The organism is Streptomyces caatingaensis (assembly GCF_001187435.1).
Lineage (GTDB): Bacteria > Actinomycetota > Actinomycetes > Streptomycetales > Streptomycetaceae > Streptomyces > Streptomyces caatingaensis.
The window spans coordinates 372184-398491 of record NZ_LFXA01000004.1; the positions used below are offsets into that span (position 1 = coordinate 372184).

26 protein-coding genes are annotated in these 26308 nt (G+C 73.1%); 14 read left to right on the forward strand and 12 right to left on the reverse strand.

Translation table 11 applies throughout. The features are described from left to right. The first annotated feature begins 39 nt into the window (after nt 1–39). The 3 genes from AC230_RS09050 (at nt 40) to AC230_RS30895 (ending at nt 1907) form a co-directional block, all read left to right on the forward strand. Entirely contained in the window at nt 40–903 is an 864-nt protein-coding gene (locus tag AC230_RS09050; RefSeq protein ID WP_049715553.1) for a geranyl diphosphate 2-C-methyltransferase, read from the forward strand. A 135-nt stretch (nt 904–1038) separates the two neighbouring features. Beyond that, on the forward strand, nt 1039–1536 hold the full coding sequence (locus AC230_RS09055; protein WP_049715554.1) for a hypothetical protein: 498 nt from the start codon (nt 1039–1041) through the stop codon (nt 1534–1536). 11 nt (nt 1537–1547) lie between these two features. Beyond that, complete coding sequence (locus tag AC230_RS30895; protein WP_078871079.1) at nt 1548–1907, forward strand: GntR family transcriptional regulator; 360 nt, start codon at nt 1548–1550, stop codon at nt 1905–1907. Here the strand turns inward: AC230_RS30895 and AC230_RS09060 are convergent. The 4 genes from AC230_RS09060 to AC230_RS09075 form a co-directional block, all read right to left on the reverse strand. Continuing rightward, nucleotides 1803–2789 carry a sporulation-delaying protein SdpB family protein gene (locus AC230_RS09060; protein ID WP_053161092.1) on the reverse strand — a complete coding sequence of 329 codons (987 nt, stop codon included), beginning with the start codon at nt 2787–2789 and terminating at the stop codon, nt 1803–1805. The genes AC230_RS30895 and AC230_RS09060 overlap by 105 nt on opposite strands. Next, on the reverse strand, nt 2783–3322 hold the full coding sequence (locus AC230_RS09065; RefSeq protein WP_157868539.1) for an SdpA family antimicrobial peptide system protein: 540 nt from the start codon (nt 3320–3322) through the stop codon (nt 2783–2785). The genes AC230_RS09060 and AC230_RS09065 overlap by 7 nt, the downstream gene beginning before the upstream one ends. Before the next feature lie 149 nt (nt 3323–3471). Beyond that, nucleotides 3472–4116: a sporulation delaying protein family toxin gene (locus AC230_RS32470; protein ID WP_049715556.1), complete on the reverse strand. Its 645-nt coding sequence runs from the start codon at nt 4114–4116 to the stop codon at nt 3472–3474. A 407-nt stretch (nt 4117–4523) separates the two neighbouring features. Further along, a complete protein-coding gene (locus AC230_RS09075) occupies nt 4524–5420 on the reverse strand; it encodes a LysR family transcriptional regulator (protein ID WP_049715557.1) in 897 nt (298 codons plus the stop codon). 106 nt (nt 5421–5526) lie between these two features. Between AC230_RS09075 and AC230_RS09080 the strand changes: the two genes are divergently transcribed. From AC230_RS09080 to AC230_RS09090, 3 genes are read left to right on the forward strand one after another with little or no spacing between them, the layout of a single operon-like run. Next, nucleotides 5527–6276 (forward strand): acetoacetate decarboxylase, encoded by a 750-nt coding sequence (locus AC230_RS09080; RefSeq protein WP_049715558.1) that lies wholly within the window; start codon nt 5527–5529, stop codon nt 6274–6276. Between the two features lie 5 nt (nt 6277–6281). Next, nucleotides 6282–7211 carry a 3-hydroxyacyl-CoA dehydrogenase family protein gene (locus AC230_RS09085; protein WP_049715855.1) on the forward strand — a complete coding sequence of 310 codons (930 nt, stop codon included), beginning with the start codon at nt 6282–6284 and terminating at the stop codon, nt 7209–7211. Further along, entirely contained in the window at nt 7208–8698 is a 1491-nt protein-coding gene (locus AC230_RS09090) for a CoA transferase (protein ID WP_049715559.1), read from the forward strand. The genes AC230_RS09085 and AC230_RS09090 overlap by 4 nt, the downstream gene beginning before the upstream one ends. A gap of 81 nt (nt 8699–8779) precedes the next feature. On the opposite strand, the gene AC230_RS09095 is transcribed toward AC230_RS09090, so the two are convergent. Beyond that, entirely contained in the window at nt 8780–9391 is a 612-nt protein-coding gene (locus AC230_RS09095; RefSeq protein ID WP_049715560.1) for a helix-turn-helix domain-containing protein, read from the reverse strand. Nucleotides 9392–9491: 100 nt separating this feature from the next. On the opposite strand from AC230_RS09095, the gene AC230_RS09100 reads away from it, so the two are divergent. From AC230_RS09100 to AC230_RS09110, 3 genes are all read left to right on the forward strand, one after another. Further along, a complete protein-coding gene (locus AC230_RS09100; RefSeq protein ID WP_049715856.1) occupies nt 9492–10439 on the forward strand; it encodes an NAD(P)/FAD-dependent oxidoreductase in 948 nt (315 codons plus the stop codon). 83 nt (nt 10440–10522) lie between these two features. Then, a complete protein-coding gene (gene trxA / locus AC230_RS09105) occupies nt 10523–10855 on the forward strand; it encodes a thioredoxin (protein ID WP_049715561.1) in 333 nt (110 codons plus the stop codon). 92 nt (nt 10856–10947) lie between these two features. After that, the gene (locus AC230_RS09110; RefSeq protein ID WP_049715562.1) at nt 10948–11832 is read left to right on the forward strand and encodes a class I SAM-dependent methyltransferase; all 885 of its coding nucleotides are present in this window, start codon (nt 10948–10950) and stop codon (nt 11830–11832) included. A 109-nt stretch (nt 11833–11941) separates the two neighbouring features. Here the strand turns inward: AC230_RS09110 and AC230_RS09115 are convergent, their stop codons facing one another. The 6 genes from AC230_RS09115 to AC230_RS09140 are packed head-to-tail and all read right to left on the reverse strand — an operon-like array spanning nt 11942 to nt 20293. After that, a complete protein-coding gene (locus tag AC230_RS09115; protein ID WP_049715563.1) occupies nt 11942–12406 on the reverse strand; it encodes a group II truncated hemoglobin in 465 nt (154 codons plus the stop codon). Between the two features lie 47 nt (nt 12407–12453). After that, a complete protein-coding gene (locus AC230_RS09120) occupies nt 12454–13332 on the reverse strand; it encodes a GNAT family N-acetyltransferase (RefSeq protein ID WP_049715564.1) in 879 nt (292 codons plus the stop codon). A 52-nt stretch (nt 13333–13384) separates the two neighbouring features. Next, entirely contained in the window at nt 13385–14527 is a 1143-nt protein-coding gene (locus AC230_RS09125) for an acyl-CoA dehydrogenase family protein (protein WP_049715565.1), read from the reverse strand. Nucleotides 14528–14529: 2 nt separating this feature from the next. Further along, nucleotides 14530–15273, reverse strand: coding sequence for a thioesterase II family protein (locus AC230_RS09130; RefSeq protein ID WP_241833145.1), 744 nt, complete (start codon nt 15271–15273; stop codon nt 14530–14532). 5 nt (nt 15274–15278) lie between these two features. Continuing rightward, nucleotides 15279–16907, reverse strand: a complete 1629-nt coding sequence (locus tag AC230_RS09135; protein WP_049715567.1) for a GMC family oxidoreductase — start codon at nt 16905–16907, stop codon at nt 15279–15281. Further along, nucleotides 16904–20293: a non-ribosomal peptide synthetase gene (locus tag AC230_RS09140; protein WP_078871081.1), complete on the reverse strand. Its 3390-nt coding sequence runs from the start codon at nt 20291–20293 to the stop codon at nt 16904–16906. The genes AC230_RS09135 and AC230_RS09140 overlap by 4 nt, the downstream gene beginning before the upstream one ends. Before the next feature lie 531 nt (nt 20294–20824). On the opposite strand from AC230_RS09140, the gene AC230_RS09145 reads away from it, so the two are divergent. Continuing rightward, a complete protein-coding gene (locus AC230_RS09145; protein ID WP_049715568.1) occupies nt 20825–21409 on the forward strand; it encodes a flavoprotein in 585 nt (194 codons plus the stop codon). A gap of 72 nt (nt 21410–21481) precedes the next feature. Here the strand turns inward: AC230_RS09145 and AC230_RS09150 are convergent, their stop codons facing one another. Continuing rightward, nucleotides 21482–22237: an SDR family oxidoreductase gene (locus AC230_RS09150; RefSeq protein ID WP_049715569.1), complete on the reverse strand. Its 756-nt coding sequence runs from the start codon at nt 22235–22237 to the stop codon at nt 21482–21484. A gap of 406 nt (nt 22238–22643) precedes the next feature. Between AC230_RS09150 and AC230_RS09155 the strand changes: the two genes are divergently transcribed. The 4 genes from AC230_RS09155 (at nt 22644) to AC230_RS09170 (ending at nt 26289) form a co-directional block, all read left to right on the forward strand. After that, entirely contained in the window at nt 22644–23195 is a 552-nt protein-coding gene (locus AC230_RS09155; protein ID WP_049715570.1) for a winged helix-turn-helix domain-containing protein, read from the forward strand. A 143-nt stretch (nt 23196–23338) separates the two neighbouring features. Continuing rightward, a complete protein-coding gene (locus AC230_RS09160; protein WP_049715571.1) occupies nt 23339–24607 on the forward strand; it encodes a sensor histidine kinase in 1269 nt (422 codons plus the stop codon). 128 nt (nt 24608–24735) lie between these two features. Next, nucleotides 24736–25383 (forward strand): LuxR C-terminal-related transcriptional regulator, encoded by a 648-nt coding sequence (locus AC230_RS09165; protein WP_049715572.1) that lies wholly within the window; start codon nt 24736–24738, stop codon nt 25381–25383. A gap of 111 nt (nt 25384–25494) precedes the next feature. Then, complete coding sequence (locus tag AC230_RS09170; RefSeq protein ID WP_049715573.1) at nt 25495–26289, forward strand: tyrosine-protein phosphatase; 795 nt, start codon at nt 25495–25497, stop codon at nt 26287–26289. Nucleotides 26290–26308: the final 19 nt, after the last annotated feature.

The window sequence follows — 26308 nt, forward strand, 5'->3', positions numbered from 1 at the left end:
GCCCACGACCGCCCGACCTACGTTTCGAGGAGCACCCCCATGACCACCGTCGCCACCTCCGTCAACGCCCCTGTCCTGCGGACCGCTTATCAGAAGTCGGTGGCGGAGTACTGGAACAACGAGAAGGACCCGGTGAACCTGCGGCTCGGCGCGGTGGACGGTCTGTACCACCACCACTACGGGCTCGGCGACTACGACCCGTCCGTGCTCGAGGGCCCCGAGGAGACCCGCGACAAGCGGATCGTCGAGGAACTGCACCGCCTGGAGTCCGCCCAGGCCGACGTCCTCCTCGACCACCTGGGCCCCGTGGCTCCCGGGCAGCGGCTGCTGGACGCCGGGTGCGGGCGCGGCGGGACGAGCATCATGGCCAACGCCCGCTTCGGCTGCCGCGTCGACGGCGTCTCGATCTCCGAGCAGCAGGTGGCCTTCGCCAACGAACAGGCCCGCAAGCGCGGTGTGGACGACAAGGTCCGCTACCACTTCCGCAACATGCTCGACACCGGCCTGCCCTCGAGCGCCTTCCAGGGGATCTGGAACAACGAGTCGACCATGTACGTCGACCTGGACGAGCTCTTCGCCGAGCACGCCCGCCAGCTCGCCTTCGGCGGCCGCTACGTCGTGATCACCGGCTGCTCCAACGACGTGACGGGCGGCCGCTCCAAGGCCGTCAGCCGCATCGACGAGCACTACACCTGCAACATCCACCCCCGCAGCGCCTACTTCAAGGCCATGGCGGCCAACGGTCTCGTCCCCATCAACGTCGTCGACCTCACCCCGGCGACCATCCCCTACTGGGAACTCCGCGCCCGTTCCACCCTCGCCACCGGCGTCGAGGAGCCCTTCCTCACCGCCTACCGCGAGGGCAGCTTCCACTACCTCCTGATCGCCGCCGACCGCGTCTGACGGCCGGGCACCGGGCCGGCACACCGCCAACCCGCCCCGCGCGGAACGCCCTTGAGAGGGACGGCGCCTTGTTCTAGTCTCATTCGAACAATGGCGTCGCCCTTCCCGGGCGCACCCGATCGTACGGAGGGTGATATGCGGGACGCGTGGGGGCCGGAGGACGGCCGGGGCCCGGTCACGGTCTGGAGCCGGCAGGTCTCGGCCGGCTGGATGGTGGCCCTCGGGGTGGTGTCGGCCGTCGGCATCGTCGCCTCGGCGCTGGTCTTCGGGCACGTCGTGGACGTGCATCTGTCGTTGCTGCTCGTCCCGTTGGCCCTGCTGGCGCTGGGGGCGGTCCGGGTCAGCGTGACCGGGTCGGGCGTGACCGTGCGCTCCGTCCTCCTCCCCTTCCTCAGCCGCCGCATCCCGATGTCCCGGATCCGCGGGGCCTCGTCGCGCTGGTCGCGGCCCACGGAGCTGGGCGGCTGGGGCTACCGCTGGCTGGCGGGCCGGACGTCCGTCTCGCTCCGCGAGGGCGACGCGCTCTGGCTGGAGCTCGCCTCCGGCAGGAGCTTCGTCATCACCGTGGACGACGCCGCCCGCGCCGCCGAGCTCGTCAACGCCACCGTGGCACGGCGACGTCCCGTCGGCTGAGGGGCGTCGCCGTGCTGATCACGATCGACCGGTCCTCGGCCACCCCGTTGTCCGAGCAGATCGCGGCCGCGCTGCGGCGGGCCATGGTGGAGGGATCCCTGCGCATGGGCGACCGGCTGCCGCCGGCCCGCGGGCTCGCCCGCGATCTCGGCGTCAACATGCATACGGTGCTGCGGGGTTACCAGGCGCTCCAGGACGAGGGGATCGTCGAGCTGCGGCGGGGGCGGGGAGCCGTGGTGGTCGCCACCGCTCCCGGCTCGCGGGCGCTACTGATGGAGACCGGCCGCCGCTTTGTCGCCCTGGCGCGGGAGAGCGGGCTCTCCGACGCCGAGATCGTCGACCTGCTGCGGGGCCGGCTCGTCTCCGGATGAGGCGCGGCGGCGGTGCAGCGCCGATCCCAGCGGGAGGCACAGCACGACGATTCCGCCCGCCATCGCCAGGGCGAAGCTCCACAGCCCCATGACCAGGGCGATGCAGAGGTGGAAGAACAGGCCCGCCGCCATCGCCGCCCGGCGGGCGCGCCGGGGCAGCAGCAGCGCCGCGGCGAGGGAGATTTCGATGACCAGGGGCAGCCAGGTCATCAGGGCCACGCCCCAGGGGGCGGAGACGACGGCGTGGACGAGGGGCCGCAGCCAGGAGGGGGCGCCGAAGGCCGGGTTCTGGCCCCAGTACCACATGGCCGTGCCGTCGGCCCATTCCGCGTGGGGCAGTTTGGCGACGGACGCCTGGAAGTAGACGAAGGACATCTGCAGGCGGGCCACGACGAGGGCGCTGGTGCCGACGAGGGCGAGCACCCTGCCCGGGGGCGTGGTGCCGGCTCCGTCCGCGACGGTCTGCCAGTGCCATCTGCGCGCGTCGCCCAGTGTGACGAGGGCGAAGAGCACCGAGAGGATCAGGGCGATCTGGTCGCCGCCGTCGCCGATGGCGATGCCCGTGTAGACGCTGTAGTTGACGTAGGCGTGCGGCAGGCCCGTCCAGCGCGGCCGCCACCCCGAGGCGGTGACCAGGAGGACGACGACGCAGCCCCACTTGATCCAGGTCAGTCCGGGGTAGCTGTCGGGGGCGAGGCAGAACGCGGATCCGGCGGTGAACCTTTTGCACAGCGGGTAGTCGCCCATGGTGTAGACGGGGCGGAAGAGGGTCTGCGCGCTGGAGAAGGCCAGCGTCCCGGCCGTGCCGAGGGCCACGAGCGTGCGGGCGAGGCCGTAGACGTTGGTCCAGGGCAGGACCAGCGAGCGGGGTGCCGTCAGCACGAGACCTCCCATACCGCGGCCTTCTCCGGCATGTAGGGCTCGGGCATGAGGTCGCGCCAGGCCCAGGGGATCGGGCGCATCTGCACGACGGCCGCGCGCCCGCACAGGAGCGGGGAGGGCTGGTCGTTGGTCATCCGGCCGGAGACCGGGGTGTGCGCCAGGCAGTCGGCCGGATCGGACGAGTCGGTGCAGTCGGTCCACTTGATGCCGGGTCCGGCGACCAGCCAGGCCAGTTCGATGCCCTGGGAGCGGGAGGCGCGGTCCAGGCCGAAGGCGTTGGAGGGGCGGGCGTGCGGGGTCCGCGCGGCGCTCTCCCACCGCCCGTTCCGGAAGCGGTAGGGGGCCAGTTCGATGTCCTTGGCCGACTTGGTGAAGAAGGCCCAGCCCTGCGGGGCGACGGCGTTCGCCGCCTTCTTCGCCCCGCCCTGGCCGGGCAGGTGCACGACGTTGGCAGGCACGTAGGACTGGGCGACGTACACGGCGATCAGGGCCCACACGGCGGCGACGACGGTCACCTGCCACCGGGGAACCACTGCGGATCGGTGTGCGTCGCGGCATATCAGCGGCGTTCGGTCGACAAATTTCATACGTCCTGCACGTCTCTTGCGGCTGTACCGGAGGGGTGCCCGGGGCGGACGGGATGCGGTCCGCCCCGGGCCGACGGGAGGGGTGCTCCCCCTGCTTACGCGGCGGCCAGCCGCTTGGTGAGGTCGGCGACGGCCTTCTCCTGCTCGATCTTCGTGGCCGTCGGGGCCACGCCGAACCAGAAGTTGACCTTCGTGAGGACGTTGACGCCCACGACGACGTTCACGGCGGCGCCCAGGTTGCCCGCCGCCACGGAGAAGGCGACGGCGACGGCCACGGCGCACTGGCCGACGCCCGCGCCGGTCTCCACGCCCTTGATGTCGTGGCGGTCGATGACGGAGGCCAGGACCTTGCCGCCCCGCTCCAGGGCCGCCTCGACCTTGCGCGGGTCGCCCGAGCGCAGCTGCGTGGAGAGGGTGGCGAAGAGCTTCGGGTCCTTCGCGGCGACGCGGTCGAGGATCCGGGCCGTGGCCTTCTTCCCCTCGGCGGTGTTGTTCTTGGCGAACTGCCCCTTGGGGTCCTTGAAGTAGGGCGACTTGGTCAGCGCCTTGCCCGTGTCGCCCTGCAGGAAGAAGACGCCGGCGAACAGGTCGCGGCCGTCGGCGACCGATCCCACCTTGGCCTTCGGCTTGGCGACGGCGGCGTGGGAGGACGGGGTGGCCATGGCGCTCTGGGTCGTCAGCCCGCCGACACCCAGGGCCGCGACGGCCGTGACGGCCGCGATGATGCGCTTGGAGTTCATGTGTTCATTCACCTTCGGATCGACCGAAGTGGCCGTTGACCACGGCGACTTCGTCTGCTCTGCGATGCCGGTCCGGCACCAACTCGTTGATCTTCACCGGATGAACACACGGTCACCATGGCGGAGCCGGTCATTCCACCGTCTTCCTCGTGCGCCGGGCCATTCCGATCGGACCGGGCAGAAGGTGTGATTCCGGAATAAGGCGAGACGGCACGAACCGCCGGACCGCCCGGGGGCGATTTCGCGTGGGCGGTGAGGGCATGAGCGGTTCGGATGATTGGCGGGACGTGTCCGGATCCTCGCCGTTTCGCCACGTGCGGCAGGGTGTCCGAAAGCCTCCGCTGACGCGGCGTGAAACGTCTGCTACGGCTACGGCCGCCGCCCCGGCGTTCCGTCCGCCCGCCGCGTCAGCCGCCCATCCGCCGCGCGATCAGATCCAGCAGGCGGTGCACCGCCGCGTCCGCCTCCGGCCGGTGGACCGCCGTGACGCGGGTGTCCAGCGTGGGCGACTCCCCCCGCAGCGGGGCGAACGCGACGCCGGGCAGGGCGAACTCGTCCAGGGCCTCGGGGAGGAGGCTGACGCAGAGGCCGGAGGCGACGTAGCTGAAGAGGCCGGTGAGGTCCTCGGCGGCCGCGCGGGGGCGGGGGGTGAAGCCCGCCTCGTGGCAGGCGAGGCGGAGCTGCTGGGCGAGGGCGGGCAGGGCGGTGGCGTCGGGGAGGACGAAGTCCTCGTCGCGCAGTTCGGCGAGGCCGACGGGGCCCCCGCCGGCCAGGCGGTGGCCGGCCGGCAGGGCGGCGGCGAGGCGTTCGACGGCGACGTCACGGGTGACCAGCCCGGCCGGGACGGGCGAGGGGTCGCGCAGGAAGCCGAGGTCGAGGGCGCCCGTCTGGACGAGCTCGGCGACGGACGCCGAGGAGTCCTGGCGGAGTTTGATCCGCAGGCCGGGCATCGCCTCGGCCGCCTCCCGCAGCAGCCCGGGCAGGTGCCGGTGGCTGAGGATGCTGACGTAGCCGACGCGTACGTCGCCCTCCAGCCCGTGCGCCACGCGCCGCGCCCGGTCGAGGGCGGCGTCCTGGAGATTGAGCAGGCGCCGGGCGTCGGTGGCGAAGACCGTGCCGGCGGGGGTGGGGCGCACCCCTCGCGGGCCGCGTTCGAGGAGGGTCGCACCGACGCCCTTCTCCAGGCGCTGGATGGCCTGGCTGAGGGGCGGCTGGCTCATGGAGAGGCGCTCGGCGGCCCGGCCGAAGTGCTGCTCGTCCACCACGGCCAGGAATTGTTCCAGGAGGCGTCGGGTCAGTTCCATATGGAAAAGGATATATGGATCTACGGAAACATATATTGGACAGACATCCGGCCCGGGGCGTTCACTCGGAGGTGACTTCCCCTCCCGAGAAGATCCTGGAGGCCCCATGCGCGCGCACGACGTCGCGCGGCTGTTCACCACCCCCGTGGACTCCCCCGCCTACGCCCCCACCCGGTACCGCTTCACCGACCGCGAGTACCTCACCCTCACCTACCGCACCGACCCCGGCGCCCTGCGCCGGATCGTGCCCGAACCGCTCGCCGTCGCCGACCCGCTGGTCCGCTTCGAGGTCATCCGGATGCCCGATGTGACCGGCCTGGGCGACTACACGGAGGCCGGCCAGCTGATCACCGTCGAACACGGCGGTAAACGCGGGGAGTTCAACCTGGCGATGTACGTCGACAGCGTCCCCGCGATCTCCAGCGGGCGCGAACTGAGCGCGTACCCGAAGAAGTTCGGCTCGCCCTCGCTGTACGTCGACTCCGACACCCTCGTGGGCACCCTCGACTACGGGTCGCTGCGCGTGGCCACCGCCACCATGGGGTACAAGCACCACCCGATGGACCCGGACGAGGCCCGCGCGGAGCTGTGCACGCCGATGTTCATGGTCAAGACCGCGCTCCACTACGACGGCACGCCGCGCGTCTGCGAACTGGTCCGCACCCGGATCGAGGACGTCACCGTGAAGAGCGCGTTCCACGGCCCGGCGGCCCTCCAGCTCTTCGCCCACGCGCTGGCGCCGATGGCCGACCTCCCGGTCCTGGAGGTCGTCGGGGCGAGCCACATCGTCGCGGACCTCACGCTGAGCCCGGCCGAGCCGGTTCACGACTACCTCGCGAAAGCGGAAAGGGCGTGAGGGCCGTGGAGTACGGAAAGGCGACCGTCGTCGGCGCCGGAGTCATCGGGATCTCGTGGGCCGGGCTCTTCCTCGCCCACGGCATGGACGTCGTCGTCTGCGACCCGCGCCCCGACACGGAACGGCTGGTGCGCGACGGCCTCGACGGGATCACCCCCGGCCTGGCGGCCCTCGGCCTGCCCACGGAGGGCCTGACCGACCGGCTCCGCTTCGAGCCGGACCTGGCGGCAGCCGTCGCCGGCACCGACGTCGTCCAGGAGAACGGCCCCGAGCGGCTGGAGGTCAAGCAGGAGATCTGGCGGACGGTCGAGGAGGCCGCCCCGGCGCACGCCCTCCTGGCCACCTCCACGTCCGGCATCCCGGCCACCGCGATCGCCCGCGCGCTGCGCCGGCCCGAACGGCTGGTCGTGGGCCACCCCTTCAACCCGCCGCACCTGGTGCCCCTGGTGGAGATCGTGCCGGGCGAGCGCACCTCCCCGGAGACCGTGGAGCGGGCCCGCGCCTTCTACGCGTCGCTGGGCAAGAAGCCGCAGGTGCTGCGCAAGGAGATCCCCGGGTTCGTCGCCAACCGGCTGCAGTCCGCGCTGTTCCGCGAGGCCGTGCACCTGGTGGCGGAGGGCGTCGTGACCGAGGAGGAGCTGGACGAGGTCGTCACCGCCTCGATCGGGCTGCGCTGGGCCGTGGCCGGTCCGTTCCGCACCTTCCACCTCGGCGGCGGCCCCGGCGGCCTGCCGCACTTCCTGGAGCACCTCGGCCGCGCCATGGAGGCCGCCTGGCCCGGCCTGGGCAGCCCGTCCTTCGACGCACCGACCGTGGCCCGGCTCACCGAACAGGCCCGCGCGGCCTTCGGCGACGCCCCCGTGGCCGAGCTCGCCGCCCGCCGCGACCGCGCCCAGATCGCCCTGATGCAAGCCCTCGGAGACACCACACCATGAGCACCCCCCTCACCGAGAAGATCGAACGGGCCATAGCCCGCCCCGCGACCGACGACGCCTTCGACGTCCACGCCGAGACCGCCGACGTCCTGGCCGGCATCGGGCTGCGGCCCGAGGACACCGGCGGCACGATCACCTACCATGGCGCCGATCCCGTCGTCCCCAGCACCCTGCGGCTCGGCGCCGCCTCCGGCATCGCCCTCGTCGCCAAGTCGGCCGCCGTCGCGGCCCTCTGGCGGCAGCGCGGCGGCGCCGGCCAGGACATCACCATGGACCTGCGGACGGGCCCGCACCGCCTCTGTCCGTTCTACGACGGGAAGTGGGAGCTGCTCAACGGCCACCCCGGCGGCACCCCGTCGATCCCGAACATGGCCTACGCCAACGCGTTCTACCGGACGGCCGACGACCGCTGGATGATGCCGTTCAACATCTACCCCAACATCAAACTGGCCGCCCAGAAGCTGCTGGGCGCGCCCGAGGTGCCCGAGGCGGTCGCCGCCGCGGTCGCCCGCTGGAACGCGCGGGACCTGGAGCGGGCCGGGGCCGAGGCGGGCGCCGTGATGCCGATGGTCCGCACGCCCGCCGAGATCCTGACGGAGCGTCAGTACACCGACCACCTGGCGCACATGCCCCTCGTGGAGATCACCCGCGTCGGGGACAGCGCCCCCGAGCCGCTGCCGGAGGGCGCCCCGGCACCGCTGGACGGCGTGCGGGCCCTCGGCATGGGCCACATCATCGCCGGCGCCGGCGCCGGCCGGGCGCTGGCCCTGCACGGGGCCGACGTGCTCAACCTGTGGCGGCCGAACGAGCTGGAGCACGACGTCACGTACCGGACGGCCAACGTCGGCGTGCGCTCGGCGACGGTGAGCCCCTACACCCCCGAGGGCCGGGCCCGCATCCACGAACTCCAGGCGGGCGCCGACGTGTTCTTCGCCAACCGCCGCCCCGGCTACCTGGAGTCCATCGGCCTCTCCGAGGAGGAGGCCGTCGCCCGGCGGCCGGGCCTGGTGTACGCGACCGTCTCGCTCAACGGCCGCTCCGGCCCCTGGGCCGGCTACCTCGGCTTCGACCAGACCGCGGGCGCCCTGACCGGCCTGCTGCACCTGGAGGGCGACGGCGACGAACCCGCCCTGCCGCCGATCACGGTCGTCAACGACTACCTGGTGTCGTGGTTCCTCACCGCCGGCATCGTGGAGGCGCTGCGCCGCCGCGCCGTGGACGGCGGGAGCCACCGCGTCCACGTCTCCCTCTCCCGCGTCGCCCTGTGGATCCTGGGCATGGGCGTCTTCGACAAGGCCTACGCCCTCGACACCGCCGGCTCCGGCGGCGAGCACGCCTACCTCGACCCGGAGACCTTCACCGCGGACACCCCCCTGGGCCACTACCAGGGCGTCACCGACCAGGTCCGCATGTCCGCCACCCCCGGCGCCTACCGGCACGTCCTGCTGCCGCGCGGCGCCTGCCGCCCGGAGTGGCTGCCGCGCTGACGCCCGGCGCGGCGGCGGTGCGCCTCACCGCGGTCCCGGTGTTCCAGCCGGGCACCGGCTGGTGCCGCTGCCCGCGGGCGGTCACCCCCCGTCCTCCCTCCCCGGCGCGCCCGCCGTCGCCGGCTTCGCCCGTACGTGCATCCGCTCGCCCTGCCGGCCGAAGAGGCTGAGGAGTTCGACCGGGCCCTCCCCCGTGCTGCCGAACCAGTGCGGGAGGCGGGTGTCGAACTCGGCGGCCTCGCCGGGGCCGAGGACGATGTCGTGGTCGGCGAGGATGAGGCGGGCCTTGCCGGCGAGGACGAAGAACCACTCGTAGCCCTCGTGGGTGCACAGCTCGGGGGTGCTCAGGGCGGGCGGGATGATCACCTTGAAGGTCTGGAGGGGGCCGGGCTGGCGGGTGAGCGGGATGACGGTCTTGCCCGCGACGTGGCGGGAGGTCAGGCGGATGCGGGGGTCGCCGACCTCGGGGGCGCCGACCAGCTCGTCCAGGGGCACCTGGTGCGCCTGGGAGATCGGGAGCAGGAGCTCCAGGCTGGGGCGGCGCTGGCCGGACTCCAGGCGGGAGAGGGTGCTCTTGGAGATGCCCGTGGCCTCGGAGAGCGTCGAGAGCGTCACGCCGCGCTGGGTGCGCAGCCGCTTGAGGCGGGGGCCGACCTCGGTCAGGGCCCGGCTGATGGCGTCGGAGGTCTCCATGCCGCCATCCCTACACCCCGCGTTCCCAAAACGGCAACAAAAATTGCCACTGCCGGGTGACGGTCGCAGTCTGACGGCGGAGGTGATCGCAGTGAGCGACATGAGCAAGGACATCTACGACGCCGTCGTGGTCGGCGGCGGTGCCGCGGGGCTGAACACCGCGCTGCTGCTGGGCCGTTCCCGCCGCAGGGTGGCGGTGATCGACGGCGGGAAGCCGCGCAACGCCCCGGCCGCGCAGATGATGGGCTACCTCTCGCGGGACGGGATGTCCCCCGCGGCCCTGCTGGAGGTGGGCCGCAAGGAGGTCGCCGGGTACGGCGTCGATCTGCTCGACGCCCAGGCGGAGAACGTCGAGAAGGACGGGGAGGAGTTCACCGTCCAGCTGGCCGGCGGGGTCGCGCTCAGGGCGCGGCACGTCGTGGTGGCCACCGGGCTGCGCGACGAACTGCCCGAGATCCCGGGCGTGCGCGAGCGCTGGGGCCGGGACCTGCTGCACTGCCCGTACTGCCACGGCTACGAGGTGCGCGACCGGTCCTTCGGCGTGCTCGGCACCCACCCCAACGCGGTCAACCACGCGCTGCTGCTGCGCCAGTGGTCGGACGACGTCGTCTTCTTCCCGCACACGATGGAGATCACCGACGAGGACCGCGAGAAGCTGGCCGCCCGCAGGATCCGCATAGCCGACGGCGAGATCAAGTGGCTCGTGGTGGAGGACGACACGCTGCGCGGCGTCGAGCTGTCCGAGGGCCGCGTGGTGCCGCGCGAGGCGGTGTTCGTCTTCCCGCGCATGGTGCCCAACGACGCCCTGCTGACCGGACTCGGCTGCGCCAAGGACGACATGGGCTGGGTCGTCACCGACGGCGTCGGCCGCACCAGCGTGCCCGGCGTGTGGGCCGTCGGCAACGTCGCGGACCCGCGCGCCCAGGTCATCACCGCCGCGGGCCAGGGCTCCGCCGCGGGTTTCGCGCTCAACCACGACCTGCTCGCCGGCGACGTCGCCCGCGACGTGGCGGCGTACCGCGAGCCCGCCGAGCCGATCGTGCGCTAGGCGCCGGTCACCGCGTCACCTCCCGCCCGTCCCCCGCACATCCCCGCAGATCCCCGTACGACCCGTACAAGGAGAAACCCGCCATGGCCCCGAAGCCCGTGGACGCGCTCACCGAAACCGCCTTCCCGGACCGCGTCCTTGCGGCCGAGACGCCCGTGCTCATCCAGTTCTGGGCCCCCTGGTGCGCACCGTGCCGGATGATGACCCCGATCGTCGAGCAGATCGCCGAGGAGCAGAAGGGGCACCTGGACGTCGTCAAGGTCAACGTGGACGACGAGCCGGCGCTCGCGATCCAGCACGGCGTCTCCTCGATCCCCGCGTTCATTGTCTACGCGGACGGCGAGCGCAAGGAGCAGTGGGTCGGCGCCTCCCCCAAGCCCGTCCTGGAACGTACTCTCGCCGCGTACCTCCGCTGAGTCCGCCCGACCGCCCGACCCGTCCGCCCCCTCCGACCCGCCCCCTCCGACCCGCCAGTCCCGCCCGCCCCGCCCGGAACAGGAACGGCCCCATGAACCCACACCACTGCGAGGACGTCGACCACGACGCCCCGGCCGCCCAGCTGGAGCGTGAGGCGGAGCTGCGCGCCCCCACCCTGGAGGAGGCGGTGGAGTGGCTCAAGGGCCTGGTCTGCGCCGGGGACGGGGTGGAGGAGGCGGTCTGCCGCGTGCTCGACGTGGGCAGCGGGCCCGGGGTGTGCACGTGTCTGCTGGCCCGGGCCTTCCCCCGGGCCGAGGTGGTGGCCGTGGACCGGGACCCGGCGGTGCTGGAGCGGGTGCGGGCGCGCGCCGCCCGGCGGCACCTGGGGCACCGGGTGTGCGTGCGGCAGGCGGAACTGCCGGGCGACTGCGAGGGGCTCGGCACGGCGGACGTGATCTGGGCGGGCCACGTCGTCCACCACGTCGGCGACCAGCAGGCCGCGCTGGACGCCCTGGCCGCCCGGCTGCGGCGCGGCGGGGTGCTGGCCGTCGCCGAGCGCGGGCTGCCGCCGCGCTTCCTGCCGCGGGACATCGGCATGGGCCGTCCGGGCCTCCAGGCCCGGCTGGACGCCGCCTACGAGGAGTGGTTCACCGCCATGCGCGCCGCGCTGCCGGGCGCCCGGGCCACCGTCGAGGACTGGCCCGCGATGCTCGCGCGGGCCGGGCTGATCCCCACGGGCACGCGGACGTTCCTCACCGACCTGCCCACCCCGCTGGGCCTGCCGGCCCGCGAACACCTCCACGGGCATCTGATACGGCTGCGCGAGTGGGCCGGCGACCTGCTGGACGCCGAGGACCGCGCGACGCTGGAGCGGCTGGTGGACGGCGACGCCTGCACCGGCATCCTGTGGCGCCCGGACGCCTTCTATCTGAGCGCCACCACCGTCCACACCGCGAGGGCCTGTTCCCGGGACTGACCGTCCCCCCGTCCGGTCCGCCCCGGGAACACCGCGGGGCCCGGCACGCGCTGCGCGTGCCGGGCCCCTGTTCGTTTCCCGTCCGCGTCCCGGTCCTGCCGCGGCGGGGTCAGTCCGAGCCGGGGGGCGCCTCGCCCCAGCCCCAGATCTTGATGGTGGTACGGCTGCCGAGCTCGGCGTCCTTCTGGGAGTTGGCCATCGCGCGCCGCGAGCCGAACTCGATGTAGGACGTGAACGCGGAGCGGAACTCCGCGTCCTGGGGCAGCCCGACCGTGTCCGCGGCCTCCAGCATCAGCTCGACCCAGCGGGCGCGCTGCTCGGGCTTGATCTGCCGGCCGAGGTGGCGGGAGAGCATGTGCGGGTAACCGCCGTGCTCCTCGGTGTACTTGGCGGGGCCGCCGAAGACCTCGCCGAGGAACGTGGCGACGTGCTGCGGGTGGTCGTCGGCCATCCGCGCGAAGAGCGGGGCGAGGAGGTCGTCCTTGCGCACCTTCGAGTAGAACTCCTCGGTGAGCTTCTCCAGGACCTCGGCACCCCCCATCCACTCGTACATGGTCGGAACGGAGTCCGCCATCGTGCACCTCCAGGTAGTGACGTCTGAGCAGGGAACTCCCGGCCGGTTCAGCCGAGTTCGAGCGTGGTGGTCGCGTACGCCTCGCCGGCGCGGCTCGGGGGGACGTCACCGCGGTACATCCGCACGGTGCGGAACCGCTCGGTGAGCCCCCGGGCCTCGGCCAGGGCGACGCCCGCGGTCTGCGGCGCCGGGACGTCCAGGGAGAGGTCCGCACCCGGGCCGAGGTCCGCGGTGAGGGTGTCGAGGAGCGCCTCGGCGTCCTCGGGGGTGTCGGCGAAGAGCGGGCCGATCCGGTGGCCCTCGGGGGCCGGGCGGATCACTCCGTAGCCGGCGACGGCGCCGTCGCGGAGCACCGCGTGCCCGACGTGCCCGGGGGCGGTCAGCCAGCGCCGGACGAAGCCGCCGCGGTCGGCGGGGTACCAGGCGCGGTCGTAGGCGGCGACGGCGTCCAGGTGCGCGGGACCGATCCGTACCGTGCCCTCGCGGACGCGGCCGGGCCGGGTGAGGGCGCCGCCGTAGCGGACGGTGTCCCAGGCCGGACGGAAGCCGTGCTTGGCGTAGTTGTCGCGCTGGGGCAGCGCGGCGTCCAGGCCGATGGCCCGCCGCCCCGCGTGGGGGGAGGCCGCCTCCCAGGTCGCCAGGCCCAGCCCCTGGCCGCGCAGGTCGGGGTGGACGAGGTAGTGGCCCATGAAGGCGTACGTGTCGGAGTAGTTGACGACGGAGAGCGACGCGACCGGGGTCGTGCCGATCCGGGCGAGGAAGAAGCCCTCCGGGTCGGTCGGGTGGAAGCAGTCGGCGTCGCCGGGGCCGACGTTCCAGCCCTCGCCGTCGGCCCACTGCGTCACGTGCCGCCACTCCTCCAGCGGGACGGCGGTGACGGTGAGCCGACCGGTTCCCGTGCGCAGGGATTCGCCGGGGTGGTTCATGCGGGGGGTACGTCCCTTCGGTAAGTAGCCGGTCGGGTGCGTGCCGCGGCCCTCACAGGCCGAGCGAGCGGCCGATCAGTTCCTTCATGATTTCGGTGGTGCCGCCGTAGATCGTCTGGACCCGGCTGTTGGCCCACTCGCGGGAGATCGGGCTCTCCTTCAAGTAGCCGTACCCGCCGTACAGTTGCAGGCAGCGGTTGGCGACCTCGACCTGGAGCTCGGTGGTCCACCACTTGGCCTTGGCGGCGTCGGCCACCGTCAGGCGCCCGGCGTTGAGCTCCGTGACGCAGTGGTTGAGGAAGACCCGGGCGATGGTGATCTCGGTGTCGAGGGTGGCGAGCTGGAAGCGGTTGTGCTGGAAGCTCCCGATGGCCTGCCCGAACGCCTGCCGGCCGCGGGCGTACTCCAGGGTGTCGGCCAGCATCTTCTCGGCCGCGGCGACCGCCACGGTGGCGATGCTGAGCCGCTCGCGCGGGAGGCCGGCCATCAGGTAGGCCATCCCGACGTTCTCCTTGCCGATCAGGTTGGCGGCCGGCACCCGGCAGTCGTCGAAGAACAGCTCGCAGGTGTCGCTGGCCGTCCAGCCGAGCTTCTCCATGCGCCGGCCGCGGGTGAAGCCGGGGGTGTCCCGTTCGACGACGATCAGGCTGATGCCCTGGCCGCCGCGCTGCGGGGCGGTCTTGGCGGCCACGACGATCACGTCGGCGTTCTCGCCGTTGGTGATGAACGTCTTCTGCCCGTTGAGGACGTAGAAGTCCCCGTCGCGCACGGCGGTGGTGCGGATGTCGGCGACGTTGGAGCCCGCGTCCGGCTCGCTCATCGCGATGGCCGCGATCAGTTCGCCCGAACACAGCCCGGGCAGCCAGCGCTTGCGCTGCTCGGGCGTGGTCCGGCCGGACAGGTAGGTGGCGACGACGTCGTTGTGGGCGACGAAGCCCGGCGCGGTGACGCGGGCCCGTATCAGCTCCTCCGAGAGGACCGCCGGATAGCGGAAGTCGGCCTCCCCGCCCCCGCCGTACTCGGTGGGCACGCCCACCCCGAGCAGCCCCGCGGCCCCGGCCTTGCGCCACAGCTCGCGGCTGACGATGCCGTCCCGCTCCCACTGGTCGTGGTACGGGACCGCCTCGCGCGCCAGGAAGGTGCGGCACAGCTGCCGGAAGTCCTCGTGCTGGGCTTCGTAGACGGTGGTCTGCATGGTCAGCGCTCCCCTTCGCCGAGGTCCCGGCCCACGATCGAGACGACCACCGCGGGTTCCTGCACGGCGGCGAAGTGGCCGCCGTCGATCTCCACCCGGCGGGCGGGGACGTCGCTGTGCTCCGCCCACCGCCACATCCGCTCGGGCGTCACGTAGACGTCGTCCCGCGCCGCGATCAGCGTGAGCGGGAAGCCCACGCGCAGCGCGCCCGCCTCCTTGGGGAACTGCCGCCGCACCGCGTGGTCCTCGCGCATCAGCCGCACCAGGAAGGCGCTCATCGCGCCGCTGGCCAGCAGTTCACGGGGGGTTCCGCCGTCCGCGGCGATCTTCTCCAGCAGCTGTTCGTCGGTGAGGTCGTCGGTCCCGTCGGGCTGCTGGAGCGCCGGCGGGAGCGCCGCCGAGAGGAAGGCGCGCACCGGCGGCTCCCCCAGCAGGCGCTCCACCTCGGCGGCGACGGCCAGGCTCAGCGTGGCGCCGAAGCTGTGCCCGAAGGTCGCCCAGCGGGCGCCCGGGGCCGCGGCGCGGGCGCCGCGCAGGTCGTCGGCCACTAACCGGGCCGTGGACGCCACGAGTGCGCGGAAGTCCTCGGTGCGGGCCTCCCGCCGGCGGGTCCCGCGGCCCGGCTGGTCCACCGGCACGATGGCCAGGTGGTCCGTCTCCAGGGCCTTCCACGGCCGGTACGCCGCCGAGGTGGCGCCGGCGTGCGGGAAGCAGTAGAGCCACACCGGTGGCTCCGTTCCAGGCACGGTGCTCACTCCTTCGTGCTCCCGGCGATCCGCTCGGCCAGCATGATGGTGGTCAGGTTGGTCGGGACGCTGGGCATGGACGGGAAGACGGAGGCGTCGACGATCCGCAGGTTCTCCGTGCCGTGCACGCGGCCCTCCTGGTCCACGACCGCCGCCGGGTCGCTCGCGGGCCCCATCCGGCACGAACCGGCCGCGTGCCAGCCGGGGTTCATGATGTTCCTGACCCCGCTGCGCAGGATGCGGTCATTGGCCACCATCGTGTCGGTCCAGAACTGGGTCTCCTCGAACCGGTCGGCGAGCCCCGGTTTCCGCAGGATGCCCCAGGCCTTGCGGACGCCGTGGCAGAGCCGGTCGACGTCCTCCGGGTCGGTGCCGAGGCCGAGTTCGATGACGGGCGTGGCGTGCGGGCCGGCGTCCTCGATGAAGACGCGGCCGCGGGAGGCGGGGCGCAGCAGCATCACGGAGATGCCGACGACCATGGGCCAGCCGAGGCGGTCGACGAAGCCGGGGACGGTGCCGCTCTCCACGTTGTTGAGCAGGCCGACCTGGATGTCGGTGTCGTCGTCGAAGCCGCTGGACATGCGGGCGGCGACGGTCCGCCAGGGCAGGCCGGGCGTGCAGACGCCCGGCCTGGGCTTGGACCAGATGACGACGGAGGGGTGGTCCACGAGGTTCTCGCCGACGCCCGGCAGGTCGACGACGGGGTCGACGCCCAGGGTCTCGCTGAGCCCGGCGGCGGCGACGCCGGAGCGCATGAGGACGACGGGGGTGCCGACGGCGCCCGCGCTGAGGATGACGTTGGCGGCGCGGACGGTCGTCACGTGGCCCTCGGAGAGGACCTCGACGCCGACGGCGCGGGTGCCCTCGAAGAGGACCCGGGTGGCCCGGGTGCCGGTGCGGATCTCCAGGTTGGGCAGGTGGCGGGCGCCGGCGAGGTAGGTGGTGGCCGTGTCCATGCGTTCGCCGTCCACGGCGTTGCTGGGGATGACGCCGACGCCGGTCTCCGTACCGCCGTTGAGGTCGTCGAGCTCGGTGAGGCCGAGGGCGACGCACTCGTCCCGGAAGGCCGCGTCGAGGACGTGGAGCCGGTCGCGGACGGGCCGGCGGATGGGCACCGGGCCGCTGTCGCCGTGGGCCTCGGTGGGCATGCCGGGGTCGGACTCGATCTCGCGGTAGTACGGGAGGACGTGCTCCCAGGACCACTCGGGGTTGCCGAGGCGGACCCACTCGTCGAAGTCGCGGGGCAGGCCGCGCAGGGCGATGGCGCCGTTGACGGCGGAGCCGCCGCCCATGACCTTGCCGAGCTGGTAGGGGAAGCGGCCCCACAGGGCCCTGGGCACCTTGGCCGCGTTGGCCTCGGCCACGGCGGCGCGGCCCTCGGGGCCGGCGGCCACCAGGTCCTCCAGGCGGCTGCTGCCGCGGAGGTTGGCGAGGTAGTCCCAGTTGTAGTCGCGCAGGATGAGCCGGCTGGCGTCGGCGAGCGGGTGGGTCCTCTCGCGGGGGGACGGCTGGTCGCCGCCGGCCTCCAGGAGGAGCACCCGGCGTTCGCCGCCGGCGGCGAGGCGGGTGGCGGTGACGGTGCCGGCCGAGCCGCCGCCGACGATCACGTAGTCCCAGACGGTGTCGGTGCTCATGCGCCGGCCTCCTTGATCGAGACGATGATCTCGGCGAAGTCCGCGATGGTCGCGTTCATGAACAGGCCCTCGATGACCTCCTGTTCGGCGGAGGCGTCGATGCCGAACTCGGTGCGCAGGTGCCCGATGATGCCCACCGCGTGCAGGGAGTCGCCGCCGACGTCGAAGAAGCCGTCCTCGATGCCGAAGTCGGCGTGGCCGAGCTGCTCGGCCCACAGGGTCAGCAGCCGTTCCTCGATCGCGTTGCGGGGCGAGACGCGGCCGTCGCCGTCCTCCGCCTCGTTCCACGGGGTGGGCAGGGCGCCCTGGTCGACCTTGCCGTTGGGGGTCAGCGGCACGGCGTCGAGGGTGAGGTAGTGGGTGGGCACCATGTAGCCGGGCAGGTCGCCGGCGAGCGTCTCGCGCAGCGCGGCGGGGTCGAGGTGGGCGGCGCCCGGCTCGTCCACCACGAGGTAGGCGGCGAGCTGGCGCTGGCCGGTGCGCGGGTGGGCGGGGGCGGTCACCAGGGCCTGGCGGACGCCCTCCTGGCGCAGCAGGGTGGCCTCGATCTCGCCGAGTTCGACCCGGTAACCGTTGATCTTCACCTGGAAGTCGGTGCGGCCGAGGATCTCGATGGTGCCGCCGGGCCGGTAGCGGCCCAGGTCGCCGGTGCGGTACAGGCGTTCGCCGGTGGCGGGATGGGTGATGAATCGTTCCGCCGTGCGGACCGGGTCGGCCCAGTAGCCCTGGGCGACGCCGGTGCCGCCGATGTAGAGCTCGCCGGTGACGCCGGTGGGGCAGGGTTCCAGCCACTCGTTGTAGACGTGGAAGACCTGGTTGGCCAGCGGTGTGCCGTAGGGGATGCTCGACCAGTCGGCCGGGACCTCGCCGATCGGGTGGTGGATGGACCAGATCGAGCCCTCGGTGGCGCCGCCGAGGCTGACGGCCTGCAGCCGGGGGAAGCGCTCGCGGAGCCGGCCGGGCAGGTCCAGCGGGATCCAGTCGCCGCTGAGCAGGGCCAGCCGCAGGCTCGCACCGCTGCCGGGCGCGGCGTCGGTCATGGTCTCGACCCACATGCGCATCGGCGCGGGCACGCTGTTCCAGACGGTGACGCCGTGCCGGTCGATGAGCTCGGTCCAGTGCGCGGGGTCGTTGGCCCGCTTCGGGTCGGGGACGACGATCGCGCCGCCGGCGCCGAGGACGCCGAAGATGTCGTAGACCGACAGGTCGAAGCCGGTGGGCGCCAGGGCCAGGACCCGGTCCGAACCGGTCACCGCGAAGCGGTCGTTGATGTCCTGGACGGTGTTGGCGGCGTTGCGGTGCGAGATCATCACGCCCTTGGGCTCACCGGTGGAGCCGGAGGTGAAGATCACGTAGGCGAGGTCGTCGACGCCCTGCGCGCTTTCGACGGGCCCGGCGTCCTGGGCGCGGGTGGCCGCGTCGTCGAGGGTGACGAGCTCGACCCCGTCCGGCCAGGTCAGCTCCGTGCGCAGGGCCGGTTCGGTGACCACGGCCCTGGCCTTGCACTGGCGCAGCAGCTTCAGCCGCCGCTGCTCGGGCAGTTCGGGGTCGATGGCGACGTAGGCGGCGCCCGCGTGCTGGACGCCCAGCAGGGCGGAGATCTGGCCGGGGCCGGGCCGTGTCGAGACGGCGATCACCGTGTTGGGCTCGGCGCCGCAGACCTCGCGCAGGCGGCGGGCGAGGCGGTGCGCGTCCTCGGTCAGCTCGCGGTAGGTGGTCTCCGTGCCGCCGGCGAGGACGGCGACGGCGTCGGGGGTGCGCCGGGCGGCGGCGGCGACGAGCTCGTGGAGCAGGGCCGGCGGGATGTCGCGGGCGGTGTCGTTGGCCCGTTGGCGCTCGGCGAGCTGCTCGGCGGGCAGCGGGACGACGCCGCCGGCCGCCGACCACACCTCCTCGCCCTCGGCCAGTCCGCCGAGGAGCGTGGTGTAGGCGTCGAACATGGCGTCCAGGGTGCCCTCGGGGAACAGGCCGTCCACCGCGTTCCAGGTGAGGACGAGTTCGCCGTTCTCCTCGGTGACCTGGTTCTCCAGCCAGACCTGCGGGGTCTGGCTGATGCCGTACGCCACGTCGCCGAAGAGCCGCAGGGCGTCGGCGGTCGCCGCGTCGCCCTCCGCGCCCAGCATGCTGGAGTGGACGACGGGCATCGACACGTTGCGTCCGTCCCCCTGGCGGCGGGTGAGCTCGCGCAGGACGCGGATGCCGCCGAACGCCGAGTGGGCCAGGTCCGCGAGGCGCTGCCGCTGGAGGCCGGCGGCGCGCTCGGCGAAGGTCTCCCCGGCGGTGCCGCCGACGGCGAGCAGGCCGGGCGAGAGGAAGTCGCCGACGATCTTCTGCGCCTGGGGGTGCAGCGGGAGACGGTGCAGCTGGGTGAGGGTGAGCGTGAACTCCTGCCGCCGCGACCAGGTGCGCAGCACCTCCGCGTAGGCGGCCAGCAGCAGGTTGTCGGGGGTCAGGCCGTGGCGGTGGGCCGCGTCCGACAGCGCGGCCCAGCGCTCGGGCGCGAGGACCGCGCGGCGCCGGGTGAAGGCGGGCCTGCCGAGGCGCTCGGGGGCGGTGCCGATGGGCAGGTCGGGGCCGGGGGGCAGCTCGTCGACGCGGGAGAGCCAGTAGTCGGCGGACTTCTTGCCGAGGGCCTCGGACTCCAGGGCCTGTTCGGCCAGCACGTAGTCCCTGAAGGAGAGTTCGAGGGGCTCGGGCTCCCAGGCGGGGTCGTCGTAGAAGCGGCGCCACTCGTCCAGGACGACGAACAGGCTGCGGACGTCCACGAAGAGGAGGTCCATGCTCAGGTGCAGCCGGACGCGGTCCTCGTCCAGGAGCGAGGCGCGGATGTCGAACGGCGGCCACTCCTCGGTGGGCAGCACCTGGTCGGCGAGTTCGCCGCGGACGCGGTCGAGGGCCTCGGCCTGCTCGGCGGCCGTCCTGCCGCGCAGGTCCTGGGCGGCGATCTCGTACGGCGGCACCTGCTCCAGGACGCGCTGTCTGCCGCCGGGCTGGACGACGGCGCGGAGCATGTCGTGCCGCGCGACGACCTTGCGCAGCGCCTCGGAGAGGCGGGGCACGTCCAGGCCGGTGCCGTCGAACTCGTAGTAGTAGTGGCTTGCCACGCCGCCGAGTTCGAGGCCCTGGTGGCGGCCGATGAGGTAGGCGTGCTGGATGTCGGTGAGGGGGAACGGGTCGCCCCGCAGCCCGGGTTCGGGGCGGGCGGCCGGCAGGCCCGCCGGCCGCGGCCGGCCCCGCAGGAGGGCGACGAGCTCGTCGCGGTGCTCGTCGACGGCCGCGCGGAGCCGCGGCGTCAGGGCGTCGTCAGGAGCCTCGATGTCGAGGCGATCGCCGTTCAGGCGAAGGGTGACACGACGATTCCGTAACTCGACAAGAAGGTCTTCCATCAAAGTCCCCGTGCCTCTCTGTGCTTCGCATGGCGTGCTGCTTCACGTGACGTTGCGTGCGCGGGCCGGTCCCCGTGACGGGGACGGGGCGGGTGCGGGTGGACGCTCGGGCGGCTGCCCGTGGAACGGCGGCGCGCCGGGGCGGCGACGGCCGCCTGCGCCGTTGGTGTCTTCTCCCGCCGAACCGACCCGGGGGTCGGGCGAGATCACTTCATGTGTTCGTATCGTAGGTGCAACAAACCGCAATGACAAGATCACTGAGCGAGAGCATCGCGAACTCGCCGAAAAATCGGGATCACTTGAGGAGATGGCCGGAAGGGGCCCTCCAAGGCGCCTTTTCAGATACCCCAAGTTCCTTTTATGGGCCGCTTGTTGAGCTGCGTACACGCATGTTTGGGCGACGCCCGGCACCGGGTAGACGCGCAACGGACGAGGGGTCCGGCACACGCTGTACGCGCATGCCGGATCGCTCAACTGAAAAGGCCCGCAGAGTGGTTGAACCCAATCGGTGCTCAGTGCATCATTGCCCTCATGCCAAATGCGACTGACGTTCCGTCAGGCGGTCCGCGCGTCCTCGTCGGCGCCACCGGGTCGGTGGCCGTGACGGCGTTGCCCTCCTACCTCGACGCCCTCCGCGCCCGGCTGGGCGGCACGTACACCGTGCTCATGACCCACACCGCGGCCTCGTTCATCCCGCCGGACACCGTGCGGCTCGGCGCCGAGCGCGTCGTCCACGGGGAGGCGCCCGCCGACTGGCCCACCGACAAGCCCTCCCGCCTGGTCGCCGACCACGACATCCTCGTCGTCCTGCCGGCCACCGCCAACATCCTCTCCGCCGCCGCCACGGGGGCCGCCCCCAATCGCATCGCGACGGTGATCCTCTCCTCCACCTTCCCCGTCGTCTTCTTCCCGCACATGGGCGGGCCGATGTGGAACAAGCCGGCCGTGCAGCGGAATGTGGCGCAGCTCCGCGCGGACGGCCATCACGTTCCCGAACCGGAGTGGCACGAATCCGTCGACCTTTCCGGGCTGACCACGCGCCATCCGGCATTGCCCGCCCCGGAAAAGGCCGCGGAAATCGTCGCGGAATTGCTGGAAAAGACGCGGACCGCCTAGCCCTTTCTTCCGGCGCACGGCCGGCACCGGCTTTTTCGGCGGTGCCGCCGGTGACCTTCCCGCGTACCGCTCTCAGCGGGTGGTGTACCCGCCGTTGATGAAGACCGTCTGCCCGTTGAGCCACCAGCCGTCCGTCAGCAGGAACTTGACGTACGGGGCGATGTCCTCGATCTTCGTCAGTTCGCCGTTCATGGCGGACGACTTGTGGTAGGCGATCGAGTCGTCCGTCTCGGCCGGGTAGAAGAACGGGGTGTCCATGGGCCCGGGGGCGATGTTGTTGACCGAGATCCGGCGGCCGAAGAGCTCCTTGGACAGCGCCCGGGTGAAGTGCTCGACGGGCGCCTTGCTGCCGGCGTAGACGGAGTAGAGGCCGGTGTAGGCGGCGAGCAGGGAGGTGACGATGGTGATGATCTTCCCGCCGTCCTCCAGCCGCTTGGCGGCCTCGCGCATCATGAAGTACGCCGCCTTGGTGTTGACGGCGAACATCCGGTCGAACTCCTCCTCCGTCGTCTCCGTCATCGGCTTCTTGAGGACCATGCCGGCGGTGTTCACCATGCAGTCGACCTTGCCGAACTCCCGCACGGCCGTGTCGAAGAGCTTCTCCACCTCGGCGACCCGCGTGAGGTCCCCCTGGTGCGTGACCGCCTCGCCGCCCGCCCCGCGGACCGCGGCCGCCGTCTCCTCCGCCTTGTCGCGGGAGGAGTCGCTGTTGTAGTGCACGACGACCTTCGCCCCGTCCGGCGCGATCTCCCGCGCGACCAGCCCGCCGAGGTTCCTCGACGCACCCCCGATGACGACGACCTTGCCCTTGAGCGTGTGCCCGGCCATGGCGGACCTCCCGGAATGCGACGAACCCGGCCCTTTCCACGCTAGGGGGACGGGCCGCCCCGCGCATGCGGGGCGGCGGCCGGCCTCCCCGGGGTGTCCGGCATCCGGACCGCCCCGGCCGTATCGCGGGAAAGGCCCTGCTGCCCCGAGGCGCCCCGTGCTTCAATGGGGGCATGGGCAGCCACCGGAACACCGTGACAGGTCGCAACGACCTCGAGCCTTTCTGGCCGTCCCGCCAGCACCACGACTTCGACCGGGTGTGTTGTCGCGCGTGCAGTCCCGCGCAGGCCCCCCTCTTCCGCTGACCCCTTACGTCGAAGTCAGCCGCCGGCACCGATGCCGGCCAACGGCCCGCGCACCGCACGTCCTCTTCGACGTTCCCCCGCGCGAAAGAGCTGAGCCCTCCATGACGAACCTGCGTACGCTGACCACCCCCGCCACCGGCCTCCCCGATCCCCGGCGCCAGCGGCTGCGGGCCGTCGCCCCGGACGAGGCGCCCCCGGTCGCCGAGCTGCTGCACCCCGGCGCCACCTGGCTGCCCGCTCCCCCGCACTCCCTGCCCTCCCTGCCCGGGCAGCCGCCGATGGTCGGCTACCTCGTCCTCGTACCGGCCGAGCGGCCGGGCCCGGAGGACGCGGACGGCGCGCCCGGCCCCGGCCTCGGGGACGCGCTGGTCAGCATCGACCCCGAGCAGCGCACCGCCAGCGTCGCCGACCGGCCGCTGGACCTGACATACCTGGAGTTCGAGCTGCTGGCGCACCTGGTGGCGCACCCGCACCGGGTGCACACCCGCGACCAGCTGGTGACCACCGTCTGGGGCTACGGCCACGTCGGCGACGGCCGCACCGTCGACGTCCATGTCGCCCGGCTGCGCCGCAAGATGGGCGCGGAGCACCGCAAGTCGATCGTCACGGTGCGCCGCGTCGGCTACAAGTACGCGCCGCCGTCCGGCGTCTGACACCGCCGGCCCGCCCGGGGGTGTACCCACGTACACCCCCGGCCTTCGGGCCACACCCCGTGACCCGGCCGCACCCGCCCCGCAGACTGGGGGGAGGCCCGGGGGAAACGCTCCCGGCACGCACGACCGGGAGAGACCGCACCATGAGGATCCGCACAGCACTGCACGCCGTGGCGAGGTCGCTGTGGCTCGCGCTCTGGGGGCTGGTCTCCTCGGTCCTGCTGTTCACGCTCGCCGTCTGCTCGATCGCCCTCATCCCCGCCGGCGTCGGCGTCCTCACCGCGCCGTACGCCCTCAAGGCCGTGCGGCACCACGCCAACCAGCGCCGGCTGTACGCCCTGGAGTGGTCCGGCGTCTCCATCCCCGTCCCGTACCGGCCGCTGCCGGAGCGCGGCGGGATCGCCGGGCACGTCGAGCGCCTCACGGCCTTGCTGAAGGACCGGGCGACCTGGCGCGACCTCCAGTGGCTGCTGGTCGACATGACCGCGGGCTTCGCGCTCGCGATCCTGCCGCCCGCCCTCTTCCTCTACTTCCCCTGGGGCGTCGTCCTGGCCTGCGGCGTGTGGCGGCCGATCGTCGAGGCCGGCGGCAACGAGTGGTTCGCGTTCCTCCACATCACCGGCCAGACCAGCGCCAACCTCGCGGCCGTGCTGGGCGCGGCGTTCGCCGTCATCGGCGTCCTCACCGCCCCGGCCCTGCTGCGCGCCGGCTTCGTCCTCGCCCGGCAGCTGCTCCACCCCGGTCACGAACGCGAACTCGAACAGCGCGTCCAGCGGCTGACGGAGACCCGCGAGGACGCCGTCGACCACTCCGCCGCCGAACTGCGCCGCATCGAGCGCGACCTGCACGACGGCGCCCAGGCCCGGCTCGTCGCCATGGGCATGAGCCTGGGCACCGTCGAGGCGCTGATCGAGAAGGACCCGGCGCGGGCCAAGCGGCTGCTGGCCGCCGCCCGCGCGGACTCCGCCGAGGCCCTGACCGAACTGCGCGACCTGGTGCGCGGCATCCACCCGCCGGTCCTCGCCGAACGCGGACTGGGCGACGCCGTACGGGCGTTGGCGCTGCGCATGCCGCTGCCCGTCGAGGTGACGGTGGACCTGCCGGGCCGGGCGCCCGAACCCGTCGAGTCCGCCGCCTACTTCGCGGTCAGCGAGATCCTGACCAACGCCGTCAAGCACGCCGGCGCCACCCTGGTACGGGTGGACCTCCACCACGCGGACGGCATGCTGCGCGCCGTCGTCACCGACGACGGGCGCGGCGGCGCGGACGCCGCGCTCGGCTCGGGCCTGCGCGGCGTCGGGCGGCGGCTCGGCGCCTTCGACGGCGTGCTGGCCGTCAGCAGCCCGGCGGGCGGGCCGACGCTCGTCACCGTCGAGGTCCCCTGCGCCGTGGCGGCCCCCGCCGCCGGGTGAGAGAGCCGGCCCATGACCAGACTTCGCGGGCTTCGCGACGGCCTGACGCGCCGCCGCGGCCGCCGGGCGGCGACAATGGGGGCACCGGGCCCACGGGGGGCACGGCCCCGACCGATCTGGAGCCCTGAGTGCGCGTCGTCCTCGCCGAAGACCTGTTCCTGCTGCGCGACGGACTGGTCCGGCTGCTGGAGGCGTACGACTTCGACGTCGTCGCCGCGGTCGGGAGCGGTCCGGAGCTCGCCGGGGCGCTGGCCGAGCTGAAGCCGGACGTGGCCGTGGTGGACGTCCGGCTGCCGCCGTCGTTCACCGACGAGGGCCTGCAGTGCGCCCTGGCCGCCCGGCGGGCCACGCCCGGGCTGCCCGTGCTGGTGCTCTCCCAGCACGTGGAGCAGCTCTACGCGCAGGAGCTGCTCGCCGACGGCAGCGGCGGCGTCGGCTACCTGCTCAAGGACCGGGTCTTCGACGCCGAGCAGTTCGTCGACGCCGTGCGCCGGGTCGCGGGCGGCGGCACCGCGATGGACCCGCAGGTCATCGCCCAGCTGCTGGCCCGGCGCACGCGGGACGCGCCGATGGCCCGGCTCACCCCGCGGGAACGGGAGGTCATCGAGCTGATGGCGGAGGGCCGTTCCAACGCGGCGATCGCGGACCGGCTCGTCGTCACCGAACGGGCCGTGGCCAAGCACACCTCCAACATCTTCGCCAAACTGGGCCTCGCGCCCTCCGACGACGACAACCGCCGCGTCCTGGCCGTCCTCGCCTATCTCGACCGCGGCTGACCCTCGCCCTCCGGTGACGTCGCGGCCTCGGCTACCGTTCTCCACAATAAAAGTGGAAAGCGGAAAAAACTTCCGAGAGCTCGCCAAAGGCCGACAAGGGAGAAGCGCAGCATGCCGCAGTTCGACGCCTCGACCATCACCAACCTCCGCGACCTCGGCGGCGTCGCGCTCCACGGCAACTCGGCCGTCCGCCCGGGCCTGCTGCTGCGCTCCGGGCAGCTCGACCGGCACGATCCGACGGCCGACCCGGCCGTCGCCGCGCTCGGCATCCGCACGGTGGTGGACCTGCGCGGCGAGCACGAACGGCGCGACCGGCCCGACCGGCTGCCGAGGGGCGCCCGGCTGATCGTCGCGGACGTCCTGGCCGACGGCGCCGGCCCCGGCGGCGAACCCGTGCCCGCGAGCCTCGACGCGGTCCTCGGCAGCCCCTCCGCCGCCGAGGAGCGCCTCGGCGGCGGCAAGGCGGAGAAGCTGATGTGCGACTCCTACCGGTCGTTCGTCACCTCCGACGCCGCCTGCCGCGCCTACGGGCGGCTGCTGACCACCCTCGCCGAGCCCGACTGCGGCCCCCTCCTCTTCCACTGCACCGCCGGCAAGGACCGCACCGGCTGGGCCGCCACCGTCCTGCTGCTCCTCCTCGGCGCCTCCGAGGAGACCGCCGAGGAGGAGTACCTCGCGGTGGCCCCCGCCGTACGGGCCGCCTTCGCGCCCGTCGTCGACCGCTTCACCGCCGCCGGCGGCGACCCCGCCCTCGCCGACGCCCTGTTCGGCGTGCGCCCGGCCTACCTGGCCGCCGCCCTGGAGGAGATGCGGCGCACGCACGGCACCGTGGAGAGCTACGTCCGCGTGGGACTGGGCGTGCCGGACGCGGCGGTGAACCGGCTCAGGGCCCGCTGCGTGGCGTAGTCCGCGCCCGGCGGGGGCA